General features: G+C 25.9%; 18 protein-coding genes. 1 reads left to right on the top strand and 17 read right to left on the bottom strand.

The features are described from left to right. Positions 1-156: 156 nt before the first annotated feature. From hemW to gpr, 6 genes are all read right to left on the bottom strand, one after another. Complete coding sequence (gene hemW / locus J2Z53_RS05360; RefSeq protein WP_209796205.1) at positions 157-1,284, bottom strand: radical SAM family heme chaperone HemW; 1,128 nt, start codon at positions 1,282-1,284, stop codon at positions 157-159. A gap of 89 nt (positions 1,285-1,373) precedes the next feature. Next, complete coding sequence (locus J2Z53_RS05355; protein WP_209796204.1) at positions 1,374-1,814, bottom strand: hypothetical protein; 441 nt, start codon at positions 1,812-1,814, stop codon at positions 1,374-1,376. Between the two features lie 184 nt (positions 1,815-1,998). After that, positions 1,999-3,804, bottom strand: a complete 1,806-nt coding sequence (lepA, locus tag J2Z53_RS05350) for a translation elongation factor 4 (protein WP_209796203.1) — start codon at positions 3,802-3,804, stop codon at positions 1,999-2,001. A 135-nt stretch (positions 3,805-3,939) separates the two neighbouring features. Then, on the bottom strand, positions 3,940-4,311 hold the full coding sequence (locus J2Z53_RS05345; protein ID WP_209796202.1) for a hypothetical protein: 372 nt from the start codon (positions 4,309-4,311) through the stop codon (positions 3,940-3,942). A gap of 60 nt (positions 4,312-4,371) precedes the next feature. Beyond that, positions 4,372-5,436 carry a stage II sporulation protein P gene (locus tag J2Z53_RS05340; RefSeq protein WP_209796201.1) on the bottom strand — a complete coding sequence of 355 codons (1,065 nt, stop codon included), beginning with the start codon at positions 5,434-5,436 and terminating at the stop codon, positions 4,372-4,374. A 59-nt stretch (positions 5,437-5,495) separates the two neighbouring features. Next, positions 5,496-6,470, bottom strand: coding sequence for a GPR endopeptidase (gene gpr / locus J2Z53_RS05335; protein WP_209796200.1), 975 nt, complete (start codon positions 6,468-6,470; stop codon positions 5,496-5,498). A 176-nt stretch (positions 6,471-6,646) separates the two neighbouring features. Here gpr and rpsT point away from each other — a divergent pair, with 176 nt between their 5' ends. Beyond that, positions 6,647-6,910: a 30S ribosomal protein S20 gene (gene rpsT / locus J2Z53_RS05330; protein ID WP_209796199.1), complete on the top strand. Its 264-nt coding sequence runs from the start codon at positions 6,647-6,649 to the stop codon at positions 6,908-6,910. Positions 6,911-7,016: 106 nt separating this feature from the next. On the opposite strand, the gene holA is transcribed toward rpsT, so the two are convergent. The 11 genes from holA to J2Z53_RS05275 all read right to left on the bottom strand — a co-directional run bounded on the left by holA (position 7,017) and on the right by J2Z53_RS05275 (position 17,854). Continuing rightward, positions 7,017-8,051 carry a DNA polymerase III subunit delta gene (holA, locus tag J2Z53_RS05325; protein WP_209796198.1) on the bottom strand — a complete coding sequence of 345 codons (1,035 nt, stop codon included), beginning with the start codon at positions 8,049-8,051 and terminating at the stop codon, positions 7,017-7,019. Between the two features lie 24 nt (positions 8,052-8,075). Beyond that, positions 8,076-9,770, bottom strand: coding sequence for a ComEC/Rec2 family competence protein (locus J2Z53_RS05320; protein ID WP_209796197.1), 1,695 nt, complete (start codon positions 9,768-9,770; stop codon positions 8,076-8,078). A gap of 50 nt (positions 9,771-9,820) precedes the next feature. Then, the gene (gene spoVAE / locus J2Z53_RS05315) at positions 9,821-10,174 is read right to left on the bottom strand and encodes a stage V sporulation protein AE (protein WP_209796196.1); all 354 of its coding nucleotides are present in this window, start codon (positions 10,172-10,174) and stop codon (positions 9,821-9,823) included. A gap of 19 nt (positions 10,175-10,193) precedes the next feature. Continuing rightward, entirely contained in the window at positions 10,194-11,210 is a 1,017-nt protein-coding gene (gene spoVAD, locus J2Z53_RS05310; protein WP_234925776.1) for a stage V sporulation protein AD, read from the bottom strand. Between the two features lie 19 nt (positions 11,211-11,229). Beyond that, the gene (gene spoVAC / locus J2Z53_RS05305; RefSeq protein WP_209796195.1) at positions 11,230-11,700 is read right to left on the bottom strand and encodes a stage V sporulation protein AC; all 471 of its coding nucleotides are present in this window, start codon (positions 11,698-11,700) and stop codon (positions 11,230-11,232) included. 112 nt (positions 11,701-11,812) lie between these two features. Further along, entirely contained in the window at positions 11,813-12,568 is a 756-nt protein-coding gene (sigF, locus tag J2Z53_RS05300) for an RNA polymerase sporulation sigma factor SigF (protein ID WP_209796194.1), read from the bottom strand. Positions 12,569-12,577: 9 nt separating this feature from the next. Continuing rightward, a complete protein-coding gene (spoIIAB, locus tag J2Z53_RS05295) occupies positions 12,578-13,012 on the bottom strand; it encodes an anti-sigma F factor (protein WP_209796193.1) in 435 nt (144 codons plus the stop codon). 15 nt (positions 13,013-13,027) lie between these two features. Next, the gene (gene spoIIAA, locus J2Z53_RS05290) at positions 13,028-13,363 is read right to left on the bottom strand and encodes an anti-sigma F factor antagonist (protein WP_209796192.1); all 336 of its coding nucleotides are present in this window, start codon (positions 13,361-13,363) and stop codon (positions 13,028-13,030) included. 188 nt (positions 13,364-13,551) lie between these two features. Beyond that, positions 13,552-15,843, bottom strand: coding sequence for an AAA family ATPase (locus J2Z53_RS05285; RefSeq protein WP_209796191.1), 2,292 nt, complete (start codon positions 15,841-15,843; stop codon positions 13,552-13,554). A gap of 195 nt (positions 15,844-16,038) precedes the next feature. After that, the gene (gene deoC / locus J2Z53_RS05280; protein ID WP_209796190.1) at positions 16,039-16,713 is read right to left on the bottom strand and encodes a deoxyribose-phosphate aldolase; all 675 of its coding nucleotides are present in this window, start codon (positions 16,711-16,713) and stop codon (positions 16,039-16,041) included. A gap of 91 nt (positions 16,714-16,804) precedes the next feature. Beyond that, positions 16,805-17,854, bottom strand: coding sequence for a DNA polymerase IV (locus J2Z53_RS05275; protein ID WP_209796189.1), 1,050 nt, complete (start codon positions 17,852-17,854; stop codon positions 16,805-16,807). Between the last annotated feature and the right edge of the window lie 4 nt (positions 17,855-17,858).

Genomic DNA, 17,858 nt, shown 5'->3' with positions numbered 1-17,858 from the left:
TTAGCACTCACTACTATCGAGTGCTAATGACTATAGTTAAATAATATTCTCGTTGAATATTTTTGTCAACGAGAATATTAAGTTTTTACTTATAATTAATTCATTTTAAACTTATTTATCTTCATTTTTCTTTAAATTGCTCTCAATTTATATTACTTATAATATAAATTCACTCATTACCCAATTAGATAATTCAATTCCTTTATCTGTAAGAAAAATTCTGCTATTAACATCTTTTAAAAGACCCTTATTTATATTATCCATTATTACTTTTCCATATACATCTTCTATATTTTTATTAAATCTTTTTTTAAATTCTTCTTTACTTATGCCTTTTATCATTCTAAGACCTAAAAACATAAACTCTTCCATATCTTCTTTTTCTGTATTATTAATTATACTCTCATAAACCTCTTCATTATTATTAATCTTTTTAATATAAGTTTTAATATCATCAATATTTTTTATTCTTTCCTCATTTATATAAGAACTTGCTGATACTCCTACCCCTAAATATTCTTTACATTCCCAATAAATTTTATTATGGATACACTCTTTATTTTTCTTTGAATAATTAGATATTTCATATTGATGATACCCGTTTTTCTCCAATATATTCTTAGTTACACTATACATATCTCTTTCTTCTTCTTCAGATGGAAGTTTAAGCAACCCTTTCTCAGACATATTATAAAAAGGAGTTCCTTCTTCTATTATTAAACTATAACAAGAAATATGATCAGGATCTAATTTTACAATATCCTCTAATGTTTCTTTGTAGTCACAAAAACTTTGATTTGGAAGTCCAAACATAATATCTATGTTTATATTTTTAAATCCTTCCTCTCTAGCTCTTTTATAATTTTCTTTAAATTCTTCTATAGTATGTATTCTACCTATTTTTTTCAACAATTCATTATTTGTTGTTTGAAGTCCCATACTAATTCTATTAATTCCATTTTCCCTCATTATTTGAAGCTTTTCTTTTGTTAATGTTCCAGGATTACACTCCATTGTTTTCTCTGCAAATTTATCTATATAATTTAATTTTTTTATAGTTTTTAGTAATTTTTCAATATTACTATCTTTTAAATATGATGGAGTTCCTCCTCCTATAAATAAACTTCTAATAACTTTATTTTTACACTTTCTATTAATCTCTTTAATTAACGCATCTATATAATCATCTTCTAAATTTTCTTTTCCTGCATAAGATGGGAAATCACAATATAAACATTTTTGCTTGCAAAAGGGAATATGAACATATAAACTAATCTCTTGCATTTATATCACCTTCTTTTAAATTATTTTTAATAATTATAACAAAAAAGAAGATTCTAATGTAAATTTACTTAGAATCTTCTTTTAATATTTTATAATAAAGCCTCTGCTTGTTCTTCTAAATGCTTTAATTCTTTTCCTTCTGTTTCTATAACTGAAAAATCATAGATTTCTTTAAAATTATAAAAGAAGTTTGCAAACGCAATTTTTTCTGATCTATTTATATCAAGGTCTATTGCAATTTTATCTAAATAATCAACTTCTTTATCTCCATAATTACCATCTACTAATGCTAGTCCAACTAATTCAAAGTAGGCTATTTTTTTTATTCTCTCTTTACTTTTCTTCAAAATATTTATAGATTTATCATAAGATAAATTATCTATTTCTATATTTTCTAAGCCAAGCTCTTTTATATAGTCCTTTATTAATCTTTTTTCTTCTTTTGCAAGTACATTATCTATATTTGCAAATCTATTTACTAAATTTATAAATGCAGTTGATTCTTCATTATTAAATTCTTTTAAAAACATAAAATACCCTCCTTTTCTTCTGTTTATTATACCTTAAATAAAAATTTTTTTCACTTCAATTAAAGAATTTTTAACTTTTTTCTAATAAGTCTATGTTAATTACATTATGGACTAATAAATTTCTTTGCAAAAAATAATTTTTATAAAAAAAGAAACCCTAAACTTAGGATTTCTTTAATATTCATTAATCTACTTTTAATATTGACATAAATGCTTCTTGAGGTACTTCAACTGATCCAACCTGTCTCATTCTCTTCTTACCTTCTTTTTGTTTTTCAAGAAGTTTTCTCTTTCTTGAAATATCTCCGCCATAACATTTAGCAAGTACATCTTTTCTCATAGCTTTTACAGTTTCTCTAGCTATTATTTTTGAACCTACCGCAGCTTGTATTGGCACTTCAAAAAGTTGTCTTGGAATAATTTCCTTAAGCTTTTCTGCAATTCCTCTTCCCTTATGATAAGCTCTCTCCTTTGGAACTATCATTGATAGAGCATCAACTATATCTCCATTTAAAAGAATATCAAGCTTGCAAAGATCTGCTCTTTCATATCCTTTAAATTCGTAATCTAAAGATGCATATCCTCTAGTTTTTGATTTTAATGTATCAAAGAAATCATAAACTATTTCATTTAATGGGATATCGTAATTTATTACCGCTCTAGTTTCCTCCATATATTGCATATCAATATAAGTTCCTCTTCTATCTTGGCAAAGCTCCATAACTGCTCCAACATATTCAGTTGGAGTTATAATTGCAGCCTTAACTACTGGCTCTTCCATATAATCTATCTCACTCATTTCTGGAAGATTAGTTGGATTTGTAATATCTAAAACTGTTCCATCTGTCTTTTTAATCTTATATATAACAGATGGTGCTGTTGTTATAATATCAAGATTAAATTCTCTCTCAATTCTTTCTTGTATTATTTCCATGTGTAATAAACCTAAGAATCCACATCTAAATCCAAATCCTAAAGCTACAGAAGTTTCTGGTTCAAAATTTAATGCCGCATCATTTATTTGAAGCTTTTCTAATGCTTCTTTTAATTCTTCATATTTTGCTCCATCGACTGGATATATTCCTGAATAAACCATAGGGATTGCTGGTTTGTATCCTGGAAGTGCTTCCTCTGTTTCTCTACCACTTTCTGTTATTGTATCTCCAACTCTAGCATCTTTAACATTTTTAATTGATGCTGTTATATAACCAACATCTCCAGCACTTAATTCATTAACTGGTAAAAAGCCTGGAGTAAACACTCCAACTTCAGTTACATCATAAACTTTATTAGTTGCCATAAATTTAATTTTTGTTCCTCTTTTTACTACACCATCTTTAACTCTTACGTAACTTACAACTCCTTTGTAAGAATCATAATATGAATCAAATACTAATGCTTTAAGAGGAGCTTTTTCATCACCACTTGGTGCTGGTATATCACGAACTACAGCTTCTAATACTTCCTCTACATTAAGTCCTGTTTTAGCTGATATCATTGGTGCTTCTTCTGCTGGGATTCCAATTACATCTTCTATCTCTTGTTTTACTTCATCAGGTCTTGCTGATGGTAAATCTACTTTGTTTATTACAGGAGTTATTTCTAAATCATTATCTAAAGCTAAATAACAATTTGCTAAAGTTTGTGCTTGAATACCTTGAGTTGCATCAACAACTAAAACAGCCCCTTCACAGGCAGCTAAACTTCTTGATACTTCATATGTAAAGTCTACGTGTCCTGGAGTATCTATAAGATTTAAAATATATTCTTCTCCATTTTCTCTCCTATAAATAAGTCTTGCTGCTTGAGATTTAATAGTAATTCCTCTTTCTCTTTCAAGCTCCATATTATCAAGTACTTGTTCTTCCATTTCTCTTTTAGTTAAAGTACCTGTAATTTCTAACAATCTATCTGCTAATGTTGATTTACCGTGATCTATATGTGCTACTATTGAAAAATTTCTAATAAATTTTTGTCTATCATTTTTCATATATAAAACTGCCCTTTCATTAATAAAAGCAGTTATTTCACCCCCATATATTAAAGTCAAGCTAAATTATATCACACTTTACACCTTAAGTGTCAATAATTTATGGGCTATTATAACTGCTCTTTATTATTTATTTTAAGGTACTATCTTCTGAAATAAACTTTCTATATTACTAATTAAATTATTAGTTATAGATTTTACTTTTAAAAGTACTTTTTTTGTTCCTTTTAATAAACTTGATTCTTCTTTAATTCTTATTTTGTTATCATTAATTGTAACTAAATATTCTCCGTTTGTTTCTTCATAAATTTTAATATTAGAATTATCTTGAATGAAACTTTTGAATTCATCACCAAATTCTGAATTAACTATTTTTTTATTATCATCTGTATTTCCAACAGGAGAAAGTGCTTTTGTATTTATAATATTTATCTTAACTAAATTAAAAATTGCAAATACTAAAACAAACACTGAAAATATTCCTAATAAGTATTTATTTTTTTTCATAAATGGTCACCTCTTTAGATTTCTATAATTATAATTTTGACCAATTTATGAAAAGCTTATTCAATTTTTGCCATTTATATATTCTGCTATTATTCTTCCTATATATTTTGCTGAATTCATAACTTCCTTTGATGTATTTATATTAGCACCTACTTCTATAAGTATTGAATTATTAAATATATCCTGATTAAAATGATTTATTCCATTAGGATATTCCACTGTACCTTTTAAAAAACTTGGATAAAGGGACTTAGTTATTTTATTTAATTCTTTTTCTACTTTTTTTGTAGACTTAGTATAATTTTTACTTCCCTTAGATACCACATAAGCTATTTTAGCTACATCTTCACCATTTATTTTTGTAGTAAATGCATTTTTAGTTCCTTGAGTAGCATTTTTACGATTAACGCCATCTCTATGAATATCAATTACAAGTTTAAATTTATCTCCTAATTTATCATAATACCTTTTTACAGTTTGCCTTGATCTATTATAACTATCATTATATGAATTATCATGAATAGTTTTATCATGTATTACTGATATTCCATACTTTTCAAGTTCTTTAGTTATTATATTTCCAACTCCTACTACATTATGATTAGGATCATTTGTGAAGTTTTTAGTTTCTGCATAGCCTTCACCTGTATGAGTATGATAAATTAAAACTTCTGGTTTTGACTTGTTAAGTTCTTTTTTTAGCTTAGGGTTATATAAATTACTTTTTTCTTCATCTGTATATTTTATTATTGAACTCTCATCTAACTCAAAAGGCTTATAATCTCCTATTTCATTATTTTTTGCTATTCTCTCATCTAATTTAAATATTGGATTTTCACTATTTACTAATTTTTGAGCACTTATATCATAAAGACCTACTGCTTGTAATGCTATATTTTTTAATGATAAATTATTTTCATAATATGCCCCTTCTTCATAAACTTGAGTTTCTACTAAAGGCATTGAAAAATTTAATAGCTCTACATATACAAGGCCTCCTCTTTCATTATTTTCTTTAAGAATATATATACACCTTCCAAAAAAAATAACTAAACATACTAATAATACTACTATTCCTATATCTAATGAATTACTTACACTTCTACCTTTAGTTTTTGATATCACTCCTAATCCCCTCCCTACTTTTTAATGTATATGAGGGAATTTACATAATTATTATATTTTTATCCTAGAAATTTATTTATATCTTCAAGTTCAAGATTTGGTTGAACTGCTATATTTATTCCATTTGCAATTATTTTTGATAAAGAATCTATTACTAAATCTACTTCTTTTGGTGTAACTATAAGATCTCCTACATAAGGATTTAATAATTCCTTTATAAGGATACTTTTTTCATTCTTATCTATACCTTTTATCATGTTGAAAAACTCTGAACCACTTTCTGATTTACGTATAAGTTCATCTATTACCAAATCTATACTATCATTTGCAATAGTTGAAGCATCTACAACTGTTGGAACTCCAATTGCTATAACCTTTACTCCCAATGTTTCTTCACTTATTTGCATTCTGTGATTTCCAACACCAGCTCCTGGTGATATTCCAGTATTACTTATTTGAATTGTTCTATTAACTCTTTCAATTCTTCTAGATGCTAATGCATCAATACATATTACTAAATCTGGTTTTATTTTTTCTACCAAAGCTTTTATTATTTCTACAGTTTCTATACCTGTAATTCCTAAAACTCCTGGTGCAATAGCACAAACTGGTATTATTGAATCATCAATAGCTTCTGGCATTACTTCCTTTAAATGTCTTGTAATCATTATTTTCTCAACTACTTTAGGTCCAAGAGCATCTGGAGTAACCTTCCAATTACCAAGACCTACTATAAGTGCAGTTTGTTCTTTTTTAATGTTAACTAATTTTTTTAATGTTTTGCCTACTGCCTTGGAAACATCATCCATAAGTTCACCATCATAAATTGTATGATCCTTAATATCTACTGTTATATAAGTACCAATTGGTTTTCCAAGTTTTTTTGCTCCATCTTCATTATTTATTGTTACTGTTGTAACTTTATTATTGTTTACAGTATTTTCATCTACAATTACTCCATCAATTTCATTTTTGTGAACTTTGGTATAATCCTCCTTAGCTTCTATTGCAAGATCCGTTCTAAAATTTAGCATACTCTCACCTCTTAACTTATTCTATCTTCATCATTATTTTTCCTTATTGTTTAAATTTAATACTTGAATATAATAAATTTCAATGCTATAATATGGTTTGTTGAATATAAACTCGTATGCAGATTCCCCAAAAAACTGCAATGAGGCCCTATAAAATTTAGAGGGGGTGAAAAGTAATGGCAAATATAAAATCAGCAAAGAAAAGAATTAAAGTTACTGAAACTAAAACTTTAAAAAATAGAATGATTAAATCAGCTTTAAAAACTGCTATAAAGAAGTTTGAAATGGCTATCGAAGCTAACAATGCTGAAGAAGCTAAAGCTTTATTCGTTAAGGCTACTAAGTCTTTAGATATGGCTGCTTCAAAAGGAGTTCTTCATAAGAACATGGTTGCTAGAAAGAAGTCAAGATTAGCTGCAAAGTTAAATGCTATGGCATAGTAACATAAACCGACCTTTTATGGTCGGTTATTTACTTTTTAAGATTATCTTAAATTACATAAAAAAGCATCTATTTTTAATAGGTGCTTTTTTATGTTATAAATATTTATCTTTTAACCATTGCTATACTAACTAAAAATAATTCAAGTTCAGACTTTTTATTACTTGAACTACTTTTTAAATTACCTTCTGTTTCTACACAAAACTTTAATATCTTTTCTAATTGTTTTAAGGTAAATTTTTTACTTTGAATAATTAATTTATCTAAAACAAATTGTGGAACTCTAAATTCACTAACAAAATCTTCTGCCCTTTTTCCTTTAAGAAGTCCAATCTTTAACTCGTAAAGTCTTTTAAATTGATTTTCTATTGTTGTAATTATAAGCATATGTTGATCTGCCTTAAATAAAAGTTCATTTAATATATCAAGGGCTCTTTCTATTTTTCTTTGAGATACTAAATCAACTAAATCAAATACATCATCTTCACTTTTATTTGGAATTAATAAGTCTATATCTTTTCTTTTAATTTCTCTATCCAAAGTATAATCTATTATTTTGGAAACTTCTTTGTTAGCTATATCCAAATTCATAGGAAGTTTCTCACAAAGATATCTAAGTTCAACCTTATTTATATTTTTACCACTTTTTTTAAATAAAGCTTCTACTCTCTTATAAAATCCATCCCTTTTAAGCTTATCAATTTGAACAACTGTTGTTATTTTATCTAATGCCATTATATTTTTATTTTTTCTTACAGTATCTCTTTTATCGCTAAGTACATGATATAAAACTAATATTGTATGCTCTGGAATATCTTTCAAATACTCTTTTATTCTATTATAAAAGCCTTTATTTTGAGCATCTAACTTTTCTTTTAAAAATGCACATCTATAAACTATAACAACCTTTTTTTCAGACATAAAAGGTAATGTTTCACAAGCATTTACAATTTCATCAAATGTACATTGTACTCCATCAAATTTAATAAAATTCAAATCTTTAAGTCCTTCATCAATATATGGATTAACTAATTTAGAAATAGCTTCTTTAATTAGCTCTTCGTCAGGACCTGAAAATACATAAGAATTTTTAATTTTATTAGATTTTATGTTTTTCTCTAACATTTCATAATTTATCAAAACTAATCACCTTTCAAATATAATTTACTTTATTAATAAATCATTATTTAATATAATAATCTCTCTTGCTTCATTCTCTTTGAAATTTATTATATCATATTTAATATCCTTTTTATTTAAACCATTTATATTTAAATAATAATTAGTTCCATTAAAATTTAATATATAATTTTTATCTTCTTTTATAATCCATGAATCCTCTTTTATTCTTATTTTTTCAAAATCTCTATATGCTCTAAAAGATAAAGTTTTGTTTTTTAATTTATTAATATTAATATTTTCGTTAGTTAAAGCTACTCTATCTCCTTTATGTGATATAACTAAACTACCTTCATTTCTATAAATTATTTTAGGATAAAAACTATATAAATCAATACATATATACATTATATAAAATATAGGTAAAAAAATAGCTTTAGCCATTCCATTTTTATATAAGTAGTAACAAAGTAATAAAACTATATAAAAATAAGCATAATACTCATTTATGCTAAAAATTTCTGGAATAAAATCTAATAAAAATTCAGTAACTTCATCTAAAGTATTTACTATGACTTTTAATACAAAACTAAAAAAATCAAATATTGAAGGAATTTTAACTATAAATATAGAAAAAACTCCAACAACTAATATTAAATTTATTAAAGGAATTAATATTATATTTCCTACAATAAATCCTAATGAAAATTCATTAAAAAATATTATTAATAATGGTAAGGTGAATATTTGAGCTGAAATAGATATACTAACAACACCCCTTAAAAAATTAGGTAGTTTATATAACTTACGATTTAAACCCTTGTTATAAAGTAATATTCCAAGAGTTGCTCCAAAAGATAATAAAAAACCTATATTAAATATACAGTATGGTGACATGAAAAATATTATTATTGAACTAACTGCAATACCTCCAATAGGATTGTATTTTTTTCTTAATATAAATCCTAAATTTGAGAAAAGTAACATTATAAAAGCTCTAATACTAGAAAAGGCCATTCCAGTCATAAAAACATATATTAATGTAAAACCTAATGATATTTTTTCATTAAATATTTTTTTGAAAATTAAAAAAATAATACCTATATGAAGACCTGAAACACTAAGTGCATGTATTATTCCAAATCTTTTCATATATTCTTCATCTTCATTTCCTAAGTTACTATCTCTTCCAAAAACTATTGATGTTATAAGACCAGATTTTCTATATCCAATATTTTCTTCAAGTTTTCTTTTAAATTCTTCTTTAATATTTGATAATTTTGTAAATATACTATTTTCTTTTATTTTTAACTTTTCAATCTTATACTCTCCAATAATTCCTTTTTCCTTATTTATATCTTTTTTAAATTTTCCTTTAGCTATTATTTCATAACCTTCTTTAAATCCCTGAAGCTTTCCTTTTAAATATATTTTTCTGTTATTTATTTTTCCAATTCCACCATAAGAATATATTCTTTCAATTATTATATTTTCATACTCTTTTACATTTAGATTATAATAATTAATATTAGTTAAAATTCCAATAAAAAATATAGATAATATAAATATAAAAAATTGAAATCCTTCTTTTAAAAATATCCATAAAAATAAAAGACTAACTAAAATAATAGCTAGCCAAAAATCTCTATCAAAATATCTATAATACAAACTACTAAAAAGAAATGTTATTGCTATATATACAATGGGTAATTTAACTTTACCTAGCTCAATTATTCTCATAAGTTTCCACCTCATAGATAATTATTGACAGGTTTATATTTTTTATTCTTTTACTTACTCTTTGGATTAAAAATAATAGCCATAATATATCCAAAAAATATTGAAGCTGTTATTCCAGCTGCAGTTCCTTTTATTCCTCCAGTAAATACTCCAAGTAATCCAATTTGATTTACTTCTTTTATTGCAGCTTTCGCAAGGGAATTTCCAAAGCTAGGTAATGGTATTGTAGCTCCTGCTCCTGAAAAAGCAATAAGTTTATCATATAATCCAAAAGCTCCAAGAACCGCTCCTAAAGTTACAAAAAGAACTAATATTCTAGCAGGAGTAAGTTTAGTTTTATCCATTAGTATTTGAGCTATAACACATATTAATCCTCCAACTATAAATGCTTTTACATACTCCATAAAAATTCTCCTTTCTTTGTTAATCCATCTCTATAGCAACTGCATGTGCTATACCTGGAATACTTTCTCCTTGAAGTGAAGATGTTGTACTCATAAGTGCACCAGTTGAAACAATCAATGCACTTTTAATTTCTCCCCTCATCATCTTTTTATATATGTATCCACAAGTAACTACAGCAGAACATCCACATCCACTTCCACCAGCTTCTGTTCCTTGAAGTTCATTATTAAATATCATCTCTCCACAATCTATATGATTTTCTCTTATATCATAACCATATTCTAATATTAAATCATCTAATATTTTTTTACCTACTTTACCTAAATCTCCAGTAGTAATTATGTCATAATCCTTTGGAGTTTTTCCTGTATCTTTGAAATGTTTATATATAGTATCTACAGCAGCAGGTGCCATTGCAGCTCCCATATTATTTGCATCTTTAATTCCATAATCTTTTACAACGCCTGTTGTAACATATGTAACTTTAGGAAAATTACCTTTTTTGCCAAGAATCATTGCTCCAGCACCTGTAACAGTCCATTGAGCAGTCTTACATCTTTGAGAACCATATTCTAAAGGAAATCTAAATTGTCTTTCTGCTGCACAAAAATGTGATGATGTTGATGCTACCACATTATTTGCAAAACCACCATCCATAATAAGGGCTGCAAGACCTAAAGATTCTGACATTGTAGAACATGCCCCATAAAGTCCAAAGAAAGGTATATTAAGTTTTCTTGCTGCAAAACCTGATGATATTATTTGATTTAATAAGTCTCCTGCAAACATATAGTCTATGTCTGTTTCTTTTAAATTAGCTCTTTTTATAGCTTCACTAATTGCTGTATACATCATTTCTGTTTCTGCTTTTTCAAAGCTTTCTTTCCCACAACTTTCATCAATTAGCACATCATCAAAATATTCTTTTAATGGCCCTTCTCCTTCTTTTGGACCAACTAAAGAAAATGTTGATATAATTGTTGGTGGATTTTTTAGTTTAATAGTTTGTCCTCCAATCTTTTTAATTTCACTCATTATTACACCTCCACTTTAATTAAAAAAGATCCTTTATATAATAAATTATTCCTATAATTACAGAACTACCAATTCCATATACTAAAACTGGTCCTGCTATTGTAAACATTTTTGCAGCAACTCCAAAAACAAACCCTTCTTTTTTAAATTCTATAGCAGGTGCAACAACAGCATTAGCAAATCCTGTTATTGGAACAACAGTTCCAGCTCCTCCGTAATTTGCAATTTTATCATATATACCAACACCTGTAAGAAGTGCTCCTATAAGAACCATTATTACAGATGTTATTGCTGAAACTTCATCTTTTGTAAATCCAAATCTCATAAGAATATTTGTTATTATTTGTCCTATCACACAAATAGCTCCACCAACTATAAATGCTCTTATACAATTTCTAGTAACTTGAGGTTTAGGTTCACTTTGTTCTGTAAGAGTTTTAAATCTTTTTTTTACAACTTCTTCTTTCTTCTTTAATTGATTTTTTTTCAATATAATTACCCCTTTCTATATTCATATAATTAGTATTTGTAAAATTTAAAATATAACACTGGAAAATAAAGTTAAATAAAAATAAGGAAAGAAATTATTTCTTTCCTTATTTTTATTCCTTTAATTTTTCTTTCATTTTTTTTAAAACTTTCTTTTCTATTCTTGAAACCTGCACCTGACTTATTCCAAGCATTTTGGCAACTTGAACTTGAGTTTTATCTTTAAAATACCTAAGCATTATAATCTGTCTTGATTTAGTATCTAGTGAACCAATAGCTTCTTTTAAAGCTATTCTATCAATCATTAAAGTATCATCTTCTCCCTTTTGGCTAATTTTATCTATAAGTAATACAGGAGCTCCATCATCTTGGTGAATAGTGTCATATAAATACTGCATACTTGAAGATGCTTCTATTGCCATAATTATTTCTTCTTTATCTATACTTGAATACTCTGCTAACTCATCAATTGTAGGCTCTCTATTAAGTTTTTTTGTAAGTTCTTCTTTACAATAATGAATTTTTTTAGCTAAGGTTTTAACATTACGACTTACTTTTATAATTCCGTCATCTCTTAAAAATCTTTTTATTTCTCCAATTATCATAGGTACTGCATATGTTGAAAATTTAACATTAAATGAATTATCAAAATTTTTAATAGCCTTAACAAGACCAATTGATCCTATCTGATAAATATCTTCATAATCATAACCTCTATTTAAAAATTTTTTACTAATTGAAGATACTAAAGGAAGATTCATTTCTATTAATCTATCTAAAGCTTTTTCATCACCATTTTTAGCTAAAGGTAAAAGCTCTGAATTATTATCATAATTAAATTCCTCTCTTTTACAATTCTCAATATTCATAATATTCCCCTACCATACTTCAATATCAAATTTTTTTTTCATAACCACCTTTGTCCCTTTTCCCTTTTCACTATAAACTTCTAAAGAATCCATAAAACTTTCCATAACAGTAAATCCCATCCCTGATCTTTCAAGATCTGGTCTTGATGTATATAATGGTTCTTTAGCTTTTTCTATATCCTCTATTCCTCTTCCAAAATCTGATATTACTATTTCAACTTCATTTTTTTCTATTAAAGCATCTATTTTAACTTTTCCATCTTCTCTATTTTCATAGCCATGAATAATAGAATTTGTTACCCCTTCTGAAACTGCAGTCTTTACATCTGTTAATTCTTCAATTGTTGGATCTAATTGGGAAACAAAGGCTGCAATTGCAACTCTTGCAAAAGCCTCATTTTGAGATTTGCTTAAAAATTCAATACTTATTTTATTATCATACATAACAAAACCCCTCCATTAAATGTACCTTACTGCCTCATCTACAGTATTAAATTTTTTTATAATTTTAAATAATCCTGATAATTCAAAAACTCTATTTACACTACTATTAACATTTGCCACACATATATTTCCGCCAACTGACAAAACCTTTTTATATCTTCCAACTACAACTCCAATTCCAGAACTATCCATAAAAGTTACTCCGCTAAAGTCTAATATAACTTTTCTTATGTTATCCCTTTCTATTCTATCATCAATTTTAACTCTAACTTCCTCTGCACTATGATGATCTAATTCCCCTATTAGATGAATAATTAAGCTTTTATCATTTTTTTTAAATTTAAGATACATATAAAGCTACCCTAAAAAATAATTTAGAGTAATTCACCTCCTAATATATATTTTCCCTTTATTTCTTCCATATTTTAACATATATTTATAATATAAGTCAATTCTATATTCATATTTTATAAACTTTTTGTTAAAATAAAATTATAAGCTATCATATATAATTTTATTTTATATACGATAGCTTATATTTACTTATTCTTATATTTATTTATTTCTTCCTTTATTAAATTATAAAAATCATCTAATTTTTCATTATCATCTAAAATTAAAGTCTCAATAGCATCATCTATTGTTTCCATTTCATATATATGAAAATCTCCATTTAATATTGCTTTTTCAACCTCTGGTTTTAATATTAATTCATCCTTATTAGAAGATGGTATTAATACACCTCTCCCTTTAACATCTCCAATTTCCTTACAAACATTAAAAAATCCTTCAATCTTTTCATTTACTCCTCCAATTGGTTGAACTTCTCCAAATTGATTTAAAGATCCTGTAACTGCAATATTTTGATTAACACCTTTTTTACTTATTGCAGATAGCATAGCAATCATTTCAGCAACTGAAGCGCTGTCCCCTTCAATCATTCCATAACTCTGTTCAAAGCTTAAGTGAATATTTATTGGAAGCTTCTCATAAGGTGATATCTTTTTATATAATAACCCTGTTAAAGTTTTAATAGATTTTTCATGAATTTTTCCACTTAACTTTGAATCCTTATGAATATCTATAATATGCCCTTCACCTTTTAAAACTAAACATGTTATTCTAAGTGGTTTTCCAAATCTATATATACCTGTATCTAATACAGCAAGACCATTTACATTTCCTATATTTTTTCCTTGAGTATTTATAAATATTTTATTTTCTTTATACATTGCCATATAATCATCTATTATATTATCTTTTTTATATATTATATTTTCAATACACTCTTTAGTTATTATATCTTCCTTATTTTCTTTTGCAATATTATCTGATCTAATCAATATATCACATATTTTATCTTCATCAATATTAATTTTTTTCCTATTTTCTGCTTCTCTAACTAGAAATCTTATTATTGATTTTATTCCATCTTCCTCTAAATTTAATAAATTATTTTTTTTAACTTTCTCTATAATAAATTGTTTTAATTTACTTGTTATATTTATATTATTTTGAATTTCATCTTTAAATTCACATCTTAATGGAAATAATTTTTTAAATTCATCATCATTATTATAAAGAATATTATAACTTTCATAATCTCCAATTATTATAACTTTAACATTTACAGGTATACCCTTAGGTTTTAATCCATTTATAGATAATAATTCTAAATAGTTTCTATTTCCTTCAAAAGTTAATTTTCCTGATAATAATACTTTCTTTAAATAATAATAACTATTAACATTTTGTATTAGCTTACTTAATCTTATAATTAAACATCCTTCATTTGCTTTTAAAAGTGACCCTGGAGTTATATAAGAAAGATTAGTAATATAATTACCATTTTGACTTTCATATTCAATATTTCCTAAAAGTTTTGTTAAATTTGGATCATCTTCATAAATAACTCTTGGATATTTATTATTAGAATTATCAATTAACACTTCTATATCATATTTTTCTAAAATTTCTTCTATTTTTCCTTCTTCATCTTCTAAATCAATATTATAATTTTCAATTAGATCTTCCTCTAAACTCTCATATAAATTTTGCAAATAATTATAAACATCATCATCATTTATAAATTCTAAAAGTAAATCATCTCTTACATCTTCCATTTTTTTATCTATATATTCTTTAAATATACTCTTTAATCTTCCAATAGAATTCATTTCTAAATCTTTAAGCTTTTCTAATATAACTTCTGCTTTTTGCTTAAGTTTAGTTGCCTTTTGAAGTATAGTTCCTCGCTCTTCAACACTCAAATCATCATATTCTTTTTCAGTCATTACTTCCCCATTATTTAAAGGAATAAATGCAAATCCTCCTGAAGTTGTTTTTACATCAAATCCGTCAACTTTAGAAGCATCAATAAGTTCTCCTATATACTTATTTCTCTTAAGATGTATATTATCTATAATGTTATCTTTTTCTTCTTCTGATGATGTATTAAAGAATTCTAAAAATGTTTCTGCATAGCTGTCCTTTAATTCTTCAATTTTCTTTTTTAATAAAGCTCCCTTTCCATTAGAAATAAATATAGGAAAAGGACTTTTATTATCTTTAATAGTAACATAACATATATCTAAAGGAGCATTTAATAATTTGTATTCATTATCTATAAAGTTAACTAATTCATCTATTTTCTCTTTTGAAAATGAATCTATTATATATAAGTTATAACCAGCTCTTTTTATATTAAGAGCTCTCTTTATTTCCTTATAAGGAGTTGTTATTTCTGGAATATCTTTAATAGTTACATTTTCCTTAGAATCTTTATATTCCACATTATAAATTATTTCTTTTAAATCTAATTCTTTTTTCATATAATGCATTTTCTCTAAATTTATTTTAAATAAATTTAGTTAATTCCTCCTAGTTTTATGGTTATATATTATATTAATATTCTATTTATTTTAATTTAGATATGGATTTTTAAATTTAATATAAATAATTTTATTTTAAAAGCAAAAAAAATTCCTAAAGATATTTAAATCCTTAGAAATTTTTTAAATTTAAAATTAATAATTACTATTTGATGTTTTACCTTCACAAATTGCAATTGATGCTGATGCTCCTATTCTTGTAGCACCATTTTCAATCATATCTTCAGCATCTTTTAATGATCTAACTCCACCTGATGCTTTAACTCCAAGGTCTGGACCTACAGTTTCTCTCATAAGCTTTATATCTTCCTTTGTTGCTCCACCTGTTGAAAAACCAGTTGAAGTTTTAACAAAATCTGCTCCAGCTTCTTTAGCTAACTTACATGCTATTACTTTTTCCTCATCTGTTAATAAACAAGTTTCTATAATAACTTTTGTTAATGCCTTTCCTTTTGCTGCTTCTACAACTGACTTTATATCTTCTTTTACAAAATCATAATCTTTATCTTTAAGTCTTCCAATATTTATAACCATATCAACTTCAGTTGCACCATTTGCTATTGCATCTTTAGTTTCAAATACCTTTGTATTTGTAGTTGTAGCTCCTAAAGGAAATCCTATAACAGTACAAACTTTAACTTCGCTACCTTTTAATATTTCGTAAGCTTCTTTAACTCTTGTAGGGTTTACACATACTGATGCAAACTTATATTCTAATGCTTCATCGCATATTTTTTTTACATCTTCACCTTTTGCTTCTGGCTTTAAAATAGTATGATCAATCATTCTTGCTAATTCATTTTTATTCATTCTCTGCACTCCTTTACATAAAACTCTGTAAAGTGATTATAGAACTATTTATTATTTATTGTCAAACATTATTATTTTTTGAAAAAATAATCTAAAATAATGATATCTGCTCCTCCTCTAATATTTCTTTAAAAGAAGATACACTTAACCCTATAAGTCTTATATTCTCCTTAAAGCTTTCTTCACTTAAAATTTCTTTTGCAATTTTAAATATATCATCCCATTTACTTATATAATCATTTAAAGTTCTACTTCTAGTATGACTTTCAAAGGAACTTGTTTTATATTTTAATGTTATTGTTCTTGCAATCTTTTCTTTTTCTAATAGTATACTAGATATACTTTTAGAAAAATCCTCTAAATATTCTAATAGTTCTTCCTTATCACTTGTATCTCTTTTAAGAGTTCTTTCTTTGCCTATAGATTTCCTATCTCTTAAAATGGTAACTTTTCTTCTATCTACTCCTCTTATTCTTTCATAAACTTCTATTCCTTGTTTTCCTAAATATTCATAGAAAAACTCTTTAGACAATGGATAAATATCCTCCACAGTAAAAAGTCCCATATTATTTAACTTCTTTACAGATTTATCTCCAAGTCCATATATTTTTGAAATAGATAAAGGAAATAATATTTCTGGAATCATATCTTTATTTATTATCATTATTCCATTTGGCTTATTCCAATCTGATGCTAGCTTTGCTAAAAATTTATTATAAGAAATTCCTATTGATAATGTTAATCCAAATTCTTTAAAAACTCTTTTTTTTATGTAGTAGGCTGCTTTTTTTCCATCCTTTATATTTCCTTCTGATAAATCTAAATAAGCTTCATCAATAGATAAAGGTTCTACTAAAGGAGTTACTTCTTTAAATATTTCAAATATCCTATTAGATATTTCCCTGTAACGAAAGTGTCTTACTTTAACAAATATTGCATTAGGACACTTTTGCCTTGCAATAAAGACAGGCATTGCAGAATGTATACCATATTTTCTAGCTTCATAAGAGCAGGTTGATACTACACCTCTTTCACTTACTCCACCTACAACAACAGGTTTTCCTTTTAAATTTTTATTATCCATTTGTTCTACAGATGCAAAAAAAGCATCCATATCAACATGTAAAATTACTTTTTCCATTAAT

The sequence above is a fragment of the Clostridium moniliforme genome (genome assembly GCF_017873235.1).
GTDB classification, from domain to species: Bacteria; Bacillota; Clostridia; order Clostridiales; family Clostridiaceae; genus Clostridium; species Clostridium moniliforme.
Note: the sequence above shows the minus strand (reverse complement) of the source record. Positions and strands in the feature narration are given on the sequence as shown.